The 9,030-nt window shown below is 40.2% G+C and carries 13 protein-coding genes; 4 read left to right on the forward strand and 9 right to left on the reverse strand.

Annotated elements, in window-relative coordinates:
- Positions 1-38: 38 nt before the first annotated feature.
- Complete coding sequence (locus tag ACO1XM_RS19245) at positions 39-929, reverse strand: class I SAM-dependent methyltransferase (RefSeq protein WP_486232042.1); 891 nt, start codon at positions 927-929, stop codon at positions 39-41.
- Between the two features lie 83 nt (positions 930-1,012).
- Here ACO1XM_RS19245 and ACO1XM_RS19250 point away from each other — a divergent pair, with 83 nt between their 5' ends.
- Positions 1,013-1,801 carry a TrmH family RNA methyltransferase gene (locus tag ACO1XM_RS19250; protein ID WP_486232044.1) on the forward strand — a complete coding sequence of 263 codons (789 nt, stop codon included), beginning with the start codon at positions 1,013-1,015 and terminating at the stop codon, positions 1,799-1,801.
- Between the two features lie 108 nt (positions 1,802-1,909).
- Here ACO1XM_RS19250 and ACO1XM_RS19255 read toward each other — a convergent pair whose 3' ends face one another.
- The 6 genes from ACO1XM_RS19255 to ACO1XM_RS19280 form a co-directional block, all read right to left on the reverse strand.
- Positions 1,910-2,275, reverse strand: a complete 366-nt coding sequence (locus ACO1XM_RS19255) for a VOC family protein (protein ID WP_486232046.1) — start codon at positions 2,273-2,275, stop codon at positions 1,910-1,912.
- Positions 2,276-2,424: 149 nt separating this feature from the next.
- Complete coding sequence (locus tag ACO1XM_RS19260) at positions 2,425-2,814, reverse strand: DUF1801 domain-containing protein (protein ID WP_486232048.1); 390 nt, start codon at positions 2,812-2,814, stop codon at positions 2,425-2,427.
- 1 nt (position 2,815) lies between these two features.
- On the reverse strand, positions 2,816-3,268 hold the full coding sequence (locus tag ACO1XM_RS19265) for a DUF1801 domain-containing protein (RefSeq protein WP_486232050.1): 453 nt from the start codon (positions 3,266-3,268) through the stop codon (positions 2,816-2,818).
- Positions 3,269-3,278: 10 nt separating this feature from the next.
- Positions 3,279-3,809: a DUF4199 domain-containing protein gene (locus tag ACO1XM_RS19270; protein WP_486232052.1), complete on the reverse strand. Its 531-nt coding sequence runs from the start codon at positions 3,807-3,809 to the stop codon at positions 3,279-3,281.
- 291 nt (positions 3,810-4,100) lie between these two features.
- Positions 4,101-4,526 carry a response regulator transcription factor gene (locus ACO1XM_RS19275; protein ID WP_486232054.1) on the reverse strand — a complete coding sequence of 142 codons (426 nt, stop codon included), beginning with the start codon at positions 4,524-4,526 and terminating at the stop codon, positions 4,101-4,103.
- Positions 4,527-4,646: 120 nt separating this feature from the next.
- Complete coding sequence (locus tag ACO1XM_RS19280) at positions 4,647-4,844, reverse strand: helix-turn-helix domain-containing protein (protein ID WP_486232056.1); 198 nt, start codon at positions 4,842-4,844, stop codon at positions 4,647-4,649.
- A 91-nt stretch (positions 4,845-4,935) separates the two neighbouring features.
- Here ACO1XM_RS19280 and ACO1XM_RS19285 point away from each other — a divergent pair, with 91 nt between their 5' ends.
- Positions 4,936-5,265 carry a hypothetical protein gene (locus ACO1XM_RS19285; protein WP_486232058.1) on the forward strand — a complete coding sequence of 110 codons (330 nt, stop codon included), beginning with the start codon at positions 4,936-4,938 and terminating at the stop codon, positions 5,263-5,265.
- Between the two features lie 226 nt (positions 5,266-5,491).
- Positions 5,492-6,352 carry a DUF808 domain-containing protein gene (locus ACO1XM_RS19290; RefSeq protein WP_486232060.1) on the forward strand — a complete coding sequence of 287 codons (861 nt, stop codon included), beginning with the start codon at positions 5,492-5,494 and terminating at the stop codon, positions 6,350-6,352.
- Positions 6,353-6,527: 175 nt separating this feature from the next.
- On the opposite strand, the gene ACO1XM_RS19295 is transcribed toward ACO1XM_RS19290, so the two are convergent.
- Positions 6,528-7,040 (reverse strand): REP-associated tyrosine transposase, encoded by a 513-nt coding sequence (locus ACO1XM_RS19295; protein ID WP_486232062.1) that lies wholly within the window; start codon positions 7,038-7,040, stop codon positions 6,528-6,530.
- 146 nt (positions 7,041-7,186) lie between these two features.
- On the opposite strand from ACO1XM_RS19295, the gene ACO1XM_RS19300 reads away from it, so the two are divergent.
- The gene (locus ACO1XM_RS19300; RefSeq protein WP_486232064.1) at positions 7,187-7,837 is read left to right on the forward strand and encodes a DUF808 family protein; all 651 of its coding nucleotides are present in this window, start codon (positions 7,187-7,189) and stop codon (positions 7,835-7,837) included.
- Positions 7,838-8,159: 322 nt separating this feature from the next.
- Here ACO1XM_RS19300 and ACO1XM_RS19305 read toward each other — a convergent pair whose 3' ends face one another.
- On the reverse strand, positions 8,160-8,927 hold the full coding sequence (locus ACO1XM_RS19305) for a CHASE2 domain-containing protein (RefSeq protein WP_486232066.1): 768 nt from the start codon (positions 8,925-8,927) through the stop codon (positions 8,160-8,162).
- Positions 8,928-9,030 lie beyond the last annotated feature (103 nt).

The raw sequence follows: 9,030 nt of genomic DNA on the forward strand, positions 1-9,030 counted from the left end.
GAAACGATCCCTTCAAATAAATATAATGCGCCTTTATATTACACATTAAACCTCAAAAAAGTACCCATGGGTAAGTCGCGGTTGTTCTTCGATTTTAAAAAGAACTCCCCAAACGCTGGCGTTACCTGAAAATGCGATTTAACCACATTTACACTCACCAAAGATGATAGGCCAACTGCATAGGTGCTCAAAATAAAGAAGGCGTTTTTCTTTTCAAGCAATTCACTCGCCTGTTGCACCAACTCATCTAACTTCTCTTGCAAGGTCCACTTTTCTCCATCGGGTCCGCGTCCGTAAGGGGGCGGATCCATGATGATGCCATCATATTTATTGCCACGTTTCACTTCTCTTTTTACAAACTTGAGTGCATCTTCATACACCCAACGAATGTCGGCAAGATCGTTTAATTGCATATTTTGATTAGCCCAATTTATACCAGGTCTTGAGGCATCTACGTGGGTAACATCTGCACCGGCAGCTTTTGCAATTACACTGGCTGCACCTGTATAAGCAAAGAGGTTTAATATGCGAGGTTTCGATATATTCCAGGTTTTAATCGTATTATAGATAAAGTTCCAGTTTTCGCCTTGTTCCGGAAAAATGCCCACATGCCCAAAGCTTGTTAGTGCCAGGCGAAGCGTGATACTTTTATCAGGTAAGGGATAGACAACATTCCAACTCTCCGGCATATCCTTGCCACGTTGCCAGCCGCCTTTCACGTCATCGCTAAAACGGAATTTATCCTTTTGTTCGCGATCAAAACGAGCATGTGCCAATTTATGCCACTCATCATCACTCAATACTTTTTTCCAAATGGCCTGTGGTTCCGGGCGGATAAGTGTGTATTTGCCGAAACGCTCCAACTTTTCTCCTTCTCCGGAATCAATCAGTTGGTAATCTTGCCAGGAAGCGGGGTGTAGTAAATTCAAGATTTCAGATTTTAAAGTTCAAAATTAGGAAATACCTCGATTCTTTGATTTTAAATTTTGAATGCTGAATATTGAATTAAATTATGCATTTCCGAATTACCAGTACTCAAAACCCTAAAGTCAAAAGCCTGCTTGCCCTGGAAAAACCACGTGAGCGAAGAAAGCAGCAGCTTTTTATCATCGAGGGCAGAAAGGAAATCAGTATGGCGATAGAAGCTGGTTATAAAATTGGCAACTTGTTTTTTTGTGATGAGATTGTTGATGCCGCTGATATTCCTGCTCAGCTAAAGGATGAAAAATTACTCATCCCTGTTTCGAAAGAAGTGTTTGATAAAATTGCTGTACGCGAAGGTACTGGTGGTATGATTGCCGTAGCTGAAATGCGTTTGCACGCACTTGACCAGGTTCAACTCAGTAAAAATCCCTTGATCCTTATTTTAGAAGGTGTTGAAAAACCGGGTAACCTGGGGGCTATTCTACGCACTGCTGATGCTGCCAATGTTGATGCCGTTATCATTTGCGATACCCAAACAGATTTTTATAATCCCAACGTGATCCGTTCCAGTTTAGGTTGTGTGTTTACCAAGCAAGTGGCTGCGTCCACTTCTGAAGAAACCATAGCATGGCTTAGAAAAAATAACATCGATATCTACTGCACTTATCTCCAGGCTTCTCAGCCTTATCATACCATCGATTACCAAAAACCCTCCGCTATTGTGATGGGCACTGAAGCCACCGGACTTACCGATGTATGGGTAAAGCAAGCCAATGCCAACATTATCATTCCTATGCTGGGCAAGATTGACTCCATGAATGTGTCTACAGCCGCAGCGGTGGTGGTGTTTGAGGCAAGAAGACAAAGAGGATTTTGATTTGTTGATGATTAATGAGTTGATGTGCTGATGATTAATCTTTAAATCATCCAATCTTCAATTATCCATCAGCACATCAACGAATCAGCACATCAACGAATCAGCACATCACCCAACCGCTTCCCACAATTCAATCTTATTTCCTTCCGGATCGTACACCCAGGCGAATTTGCCATAGGGTTCATTCATTCGCTTCTCATCGATTTTTACGCCTGCTGTTTTCAGCTTTTCAATAAAGCCATCTAAATCCTGCACCCGAAAATTAATCATGAACATTTGTTCTTTACTACCAAAGTAGTCGGTATCTTGTTTGAAAGGAGCAAATACAGTTGGACCCTGTTCAGTTATCCACATCTCATTACTTTGTGAGTCGTTAATGCCAAAGTGTATACGATACCATTCACTTAAAGCTTTATGATCTTTAGCACGGAAAAATAATCCGCCAATACCGAGCACATGTTTTGTAGTTTCCATTGGTGATTTATTATTTGTATTAATCTCTATTATTAAAACTAGTTTCAAAAAGGTAGATATCTGACAAAAGGAAGCATCCGTCAGACCGCTGAAAGCGGAAGTAAACAGCGGTCAGACGGATTTTATATAAGATGCGGATTAGCAATTTATTATTTGCCAGGAGCAGATGCTGCCAGCCATTTCGTAATAATTTCTTTTAACTGAATTTCTTTTGCCTTAATCTCTTTCATGTCTTTAAAGCTGATTACGGCACGATCATTCCCCTTCCATACCAGCATACCTGAATCATCTTTTATCAGTTTTTCTTTAGGTTGCTTTTGCACTTTAGCTCCACGATGTAAAATCAGTTGAAGATGTGGTGGCGGATGAATGCGAAGGGTAATTTTGTCAATGCCCTGATGATAAAAATTAGGTCCATTCCATTTAATGTTCTCACCAATCGTTGGATCAGTTTTTAGTATCAGTGTCCTCAAAGCTTCTATTTCTTTTATCAGTGGATGCTTCAAAGTTTTAAGGAAAGTTGTTACTTCATTTTCCATACTATCTTTTTACCTCGCTTTCATAATATGCAATCCATTGCTTTGGTGTTACTTTCGAAACCAGCTCTCCGAGCAAATCCACAGGAATATCTTCCGGTTTTTTAAAACGTATACAACACTTACCCATATCTAATTTCTTTGCAGATACTTCTTTCCATTGATCCCTAAACCAATCCAGCAACTCCCCTTCATACAAGCCCATGTGGTAGAAGGAAATGTAATTTTTCTGAGAAGCGATGTTAATGAATGGCAAGGGCAGTGCAGGATCGCAATGATAACCGGATGGATACATTTTATGGGGTACCACATAGCCGATCATGCCGTAGCTCATCACTTCCTCAAAACCTTTTGGTATATTTTTCCTGATTTGCTTTCGTAAGGCTTCAATAGCTTTTCGCCTGTTATCAGGAAGACTGGCGATGTATTCATCAACAGTAGCAGCTTTTGATTGCATGGTTAATAAATTATGCGGGTAGCACTTCTTTTTTTCTTAGTAAGCCTGCACTCAGTAAAGTAATAATTAACCCTACCGGAAAAATTTCCATTAAGGTCATGCTAAAGCGCATCAAAGGGTTTTTATACATCGTAGCCATGCTGTCCAGACTTGTTTTCATTTCGGCTATAGCGGCTTCGCTGGCGCCTTCCTGAGCCAGCTTATCCATCTGCGCTTTTGTGTACCATGCTACAAAATCAGAACCTGCTGTGTTAAAATAGATTTCCCAGGTGGTGGCATACATAAAGGAGGCTATCACGGCTATCAGTATACCGATCTGAAAAGCCTTACCGAAAGTAATAACGCCATTTTGATGGCGATCGCGATAGGTTTTAACAGCCACAAAAATGAGGGACAAGGAAATGATCATGGTGCTGAAACCGATCAGCATGCCATAATCCAGCGTGGTGCCATTGGCTCTGAAAATGTACTGGGTTATTAACAGCATGAGCGAAACCAGTGCACCTGCAATGAGTCCGTTGATTATAATTATCTTCTTCATAAATTTTGTTTTATGCCTCAAACAAAGCGACAAAGGCTGTTTTATCCTTCACCCGAAAGGGTGATTGTCTATAAACTTACAGAAATCACCTGAAAGTTGGAGGTAGGCAATTCAAAATTTCAGATTCCAGATTTCAGATTTTAGACATTAGACTTTAGACTTTAGATTTTAGATTTTAGATTTGGAATTGTGAGTAGGCTTACGCCACAAGAAACATCTCGAATTTAAATTTTACCAAAGAAAACGCTGGCGGCTCATCCGCTCAACCAATTTGAAATTTGAAATTTTGAATTATTTGATCAGGCTTAAGGCTTTCGCCTTTTGTATGGCCTGGGTTCTTCGATTGACCTCTAGCTTCAGGAATAAATTGGAAGAATGCGTTTTAATGGTATTCAGCGATACAAATAGTTTATCGGCTATTTCCTGATTAGAGAAACCCTGCGCCATCAAAGTTAGTACCTCTAACTCTCTTTTGCTGATGCCCAGTCGGTTCAGTTCTGTTTCGTTAAAGGTGAAGTCACTCTGGATAATCACCTTGGTTTTGGTGCGGGTAAGTTTTAGCCCCGTCCAGATACCCACTGCGGTAAAAATTACAGCCACCACTCCCAGGTAAAACTCAATGGTTAAGTCCTTGACCATAAAACTAAACTGCAGCCATTGCAACAGAAAAAGCAGAATGGCCAAGGCCAGGCTGTAGAGAAGAATGGTGCGTTTCATTGGGTGTTAAAATTACGAGAGCCTTAGAAGGAAGCAAATCGGAGGAATAGAAAGTTTGCTGACTAAGTGGTTGTTAACACCTCTCGGCAACTGACTTGCTGAGTTTTAGCTGTTTAACAACTACTTGGGATTCACCTTCAAAATTTTGGCGATTTCATAAAGGCGCGGAAGCGTAGGTTGGCGATTATTATTAACATACCGGGTAATCGTTTGAAAATCCATATCCAATTGTTCTGCCAGCCAGGTTTGTGATTTACCCCGATCTTCCAATACCTCCCTAAGGCGATTGTATACAATTTTCTCTTTACGTTTAGCCAAATCGGATATATATCCAAATTGGAAGTACAGCCATCTTTATAGCATGGGTATATTGCATTTATAAAACAACCTTATTACTAATAGCATCATTATGAATACTGAATATCCATTGGTGCGGTTTCCCGGAAAAACCGAGCAAATAATTGCGCTTTTGCGAGAAGAATTAAAGGCGAATTACTTTTTTAACAAACTTACTAAAGTCGGACTGAGTGATTGTTCTCATCAACCTTATTTAGGTTCAATTATACTTGAACTCATGGGATTCAGAGATTGCTCTGACGAGCTCTTGAATTTTTATGCTCATCGTTTAGATCACTATACTTCAAAACTAAAGCCTGACAAAGGAAACAGACAACTCGCAAAAAAAGCGTTACATTTTTATGGTGACTTGCGGCAAAAGAAAAAAGGTAAGAACAACTGAACTGTTAGAGATGAGAATATGCTCTACCATGGATTTTGTCTTTAGTCGTTGTTCTCATCTACTAACTGATTCATTTTAGCAGGAGCTCCTTCCGCTCGGTGTCGAATCCTTAATCGTCTTTATTGAGTTCATAAATTCTGTAAGATGCATGGCTGCACACTTCCAAAGCGCCTATCTATTTAACTTTTCACCTATTTTTGCGCCAATTTTGTTTTAAGCAATACATATGGCCTCTGGTATTTTTTCAATTTTAGATGATGTCGCTGCTTTAATGGATGATGTTGCTGTTGCGAGTAAAATTGCTACGCGCAAAACGGCTGGCATATTAGGTGATGATCTGGCTGTTAACGCAGAAAAAGCTACAGGCTTTCTGGCTACCAGAGAGTTGCCCGTACTTTGGGCAATTACCAAAGGATCATTTATTAACAAGCTCATCATTGTTCCCATTGCCTTGCTCCTGACGGCATTCTTTCCTGTAGTCATAAAAATCATTTTGGTATTAGGCGGGCTCTACCTGGCGTATGAGGGGGCCGAAAAGATTATAGAATTTCTTTTTCACCGTCCGAAAAAAGGCCAGCAGGTATTTGAGCAGGCAAAAGATGACAATCGTGACGGAGAGAAAACTAAAGTAAAATCTGCCATCACCACCGACTTCATTCTCTCCATAGAAATAGTGATCATCGCGCTGGGCACAGTCATCGAGGAAAAACTTGTCATTCAAATTCTCACGGTTTCTGTAGTGGCTATGCTTGCCACCGCTGGCGTCTATGGTTTGGTTGCACTGATCATCAGGATGGACGACATTGGCTTCAGGTTCATTAAGCGGTCAGAAGGGAAGGGCGTGTTGCTCATGTCAGGCAATGTGCTCGTGAAGTCGCTGCCCTGGGTTATCAAATCATTTAACGTGATAGGCACCATAGCGCTACTGCTCGTTTCCGGTGGAATCTTCATTCACAACTTCACTTATTTACATCACAGTTTTCCACAAGTGCCTTTGATACTAAAAGAATTTATCATAGGTCTGGTAGCAGGACTTATTGTGGTTAGCATTGTTAGTGGTGTAAAGAAAATATTTGGGAGGAAGTAAGCGTTTGTCCTTGCTTAGTATTCCCAATATATTAAGAGTAATCCAATTACCTCAGCGTCCACTACTTTGCTTTTGCCAATGCTAGAGAGACACTGAGGGGAAAACACTAGCATTGTCAATTGTCAATTTCCTCATTAGCCTGTGGTCGGTGTTCTCACCGACCAACTGATCTCTTTTACAAGTGTTCCTCGTAGTGAGTGATAAACCCCCAATCGTCTTTATTAAGCTCATAAAATTTGCACGAGGAGTATTTATAATCTTCTGGCAAATTAATCAAACCGGCCTTCACAGGATTATAGTGCATGTAGTCAATTTTTTGTGAGGCTACTTTCCGACTGTACATGGTAGCCTTATAAGGCCGCCTCTCCCAAAAGTGATAGATGCGATCGTGTTGGGTGCTGCGGTATTGTTCTAGTTCCATTGGTGCAGATTTTAAAAGTTTAAACTTAATCTGCTGAGCGGTGAACTTGAGAAAAATCTGTTCGGTGCTTTTGCTAACCCATGCATCTTGTCTGCGCCACATGAGGTGTATGTGATTTGGCATGATGACAAAACCGTAAAGCCATATACGGTTATCATTCACCATGAACTTAAGGCTTTCAATCAAGATATCTTTCCGCTCATCAGATAATAAAAGTGGCTGCCAGTTGAGACAGGTGGCGGTGAAGAACTCTATTCCATGAAGCATATACTAAGCTACAGAAAAAATAGTACGACAATGTGGTGTTAAGAGCGGTCAGTAAAAACACTGATTGTAGGTTAAGCTTTTAACCTTAAGTTTTGAACTTGTCATGATAAACATTGAGCCAGTAACCTCTCCTAAGGGAGTGGTCGGTGAAAACACCGACCACAGGAAAAACGGCATTCTTTCCTGTAGTCATAAAAATCATTTTGGTATTAGGCGGGCTCTACCTGGCGTATGAGGGAGCCGAGAAAATTGTAGAATTTCTCTTTCATCGCCCGAAAAAAGGTCATCGGGTATCTGAGCATGCAAAAGATGACAATCGAGATGTAGAGAAAACTAAAGTAAAATCTGCCATCAACACCGACGTCATTCTCTCTGTGGAAATTGTGATCGTGGCGCTGGGCACAGTCATCGAGGAAAAATTTGTCATTCAAATTCTCACGGTTTCTGTAGTGGCTATGCTTGCCACCGCTGGCGTCTATGGTTTGGTTGCACTGATCATCAGGATGGACGACATCGGCTTCAGGCTCATCAAGCGATCGCAAGGCAAAGGTGCATGGTTTGCGTTGGGTAATGTGTTGGTGAAGTCGCTTCCGTGGGTTATCAAGTCTTTTGCCATTATAGGCACCATAGCGCTACTGCTCGTTTCCGGTGGAATCTTCATTCACAACTTCACTTATTTACATCACAGTTTTCCACAAGTGCCATTGATACTAAAAGAATTCATGATAGGTCTTGTAGCAGGACTTATTGTGGTTGGCATTGTTAGTGGTGTAAAGAAAATATTTGGATGGAAGTGATTGTTTGTCTTTACTTAGTATTCCCAACGTATAAAGGGTAATCGAATTACCTCAGTGTCCTCTGCTTTGCTTTTGCCAATGCTAGAGAGACACTGAGGAGTGAAAGCTTAAGAAAAATAGTACGACAATGTGGTGTTTAGAGCGATCAGTAAAAACCTTGATCTAAGGTTAAGCTTTTAACCTTGAGTTTTAAACTTATCATGATAAACATTGAGCCAGTAACCTCTCCTAAGGGAGTGGTCGGTGAAAACACCGACCACAGGAAAAAATCCTCAAGAGTTTAGCCCAAGCGAGACGCTTGCGCTTGACTGGGGGAAGGTTTTTAATTAGAATTTAATTTACCCCTCATAAAAACGTTCAACGCAATATTTGCTATAACCACGGTGCTGTGCGTTCTTTTTCCATCATTCCTCTCTAAATCAAACGGAGTAAGTACCGTATCATTTTTATTATCTCCCAAATTACCCATCAAAATAATTTTAGAATTGAAAAGAGAGCAATCATCATTTTCTAGAACCTGAATGATATTAAAAAAATTAAATCCTTCAAGCTCTCGATAAAATATGATTGGTATGGGATCTTCACTATGTTTAACAAAAAAACGGGAGCCAATCTCTGGAGAATGTGCAAAAACTAGACTATAAGAAAAACAAGGGTTTATAGTATTTTGATTCTGAATATGAGGTCTAAAACCAACAACCACATCGTTCTCATCAATCAAATATTCTTCCGAACTCGATCCCAAATAATTAATAGTAAAGATTGGATCTGGTAACAGAAATTTATCGTTTTCACTGTCTTCAATTAATACTACCTTCCCAGAATTAGCAATTGAAGATGATAGTGCAGAGTCCTCACTAAAGTTATGCTTAAAAGTCAATGATTCGTTTAATCCAATAATCACAGGATTACAATCATTAATTTTATTAATTAGTTGAGCTACTTGATAACGATTCAAATCTGAGGTGTTTATAAGAACAATGAGGCTGTCTTTGCCTTCTAGTTTTTGAATTAATTCTGATTTTTCTTTATTGCACGCAGTAATAAATACTCCTAAGAGGATTATCAAAATGATGTTTCCTTCTTTCATAGTATTAAAATTAATTATTTCTCTTAATTATATTCCTCAGCGTCCTCTGCATCGCACTCGCCAACGCTAGAGAGACACTAAGGGGGGGGGGGGGGGGGGGGGC

The organism is Chryseotalea sp. (assembly GCF_057350905.1).

Coding starts and splice junctions, on each gene's coding strand:
- ACO1XM_RS19275 (WP_486232054.1), bottom strand. CDS start 4,526: ATGAAACGCACCATTCTTCTCTACAGCCTGGCCTTGGCCATTCTGCTT.
- ACO1XM_RS19265 (WP_486232050.1), bottom strand. CDS start 3,268: ATGCAATCAAAAGCTGCTACTGTTGATGAATACATCGCCAGTCTTCCT.
- ACO1XM_RS19285 (WP_486232058.1), top strand. CDS start 4,936: ATGAATACTGAATATCCATTGGTGCGGTTTCCCGGAAAAACCGAGCAA.
- ACO1XM_RS19305 (WP_486232066.1), bottom strand. CDS start 8,927: ATGAAAGAAGGAAACATCATTTTGATAATCCTCTTAGGAGTATTTATT.
- ACO1XM_RS19290 (WP_486232060.1), top strand. CDS start 5,492: ATGGCCTCTGGTATTTTTTCAATTTTAGATGATGTCGCTGCTTTAATG.
- ACO1XM_RS19255 (WP_486232046.1), bottom strand. CDS start 2,275: ATGGAAACTACAAAACATGTGCTCGGTATTGGCGGATTATTTTTCCGT.
- ACO1XM_RS19260 (WP_486232048.1), bottom strand. CDS start 2,814: ATGGAAAATGAAGTAACAACTTTCCTTAAAACTTTGAAGCATCCACTG.
- ACO1XM_RS19270 (WP_486232052.1), bottom strand. CDS start 3,809: ATGAAGAAGATAATTATAATCAACGGACTCATTGCAGGTGCACTGGTT.
- ACO1XM_RS19295 (WP_486232062.1), bottom strand. CDS start 7,040: ATGCTTCATGGAATAGAGTTCTTCACCGCCACCTGTCTCAACTGGCAG.
- ACO1XM_RS19250 (WP_486232044.1), top strand. CDS start 1,013: ATGCATTTCCGAATTACCAGTACTCAAAACCCTAAAGTCAAAAGCCTG.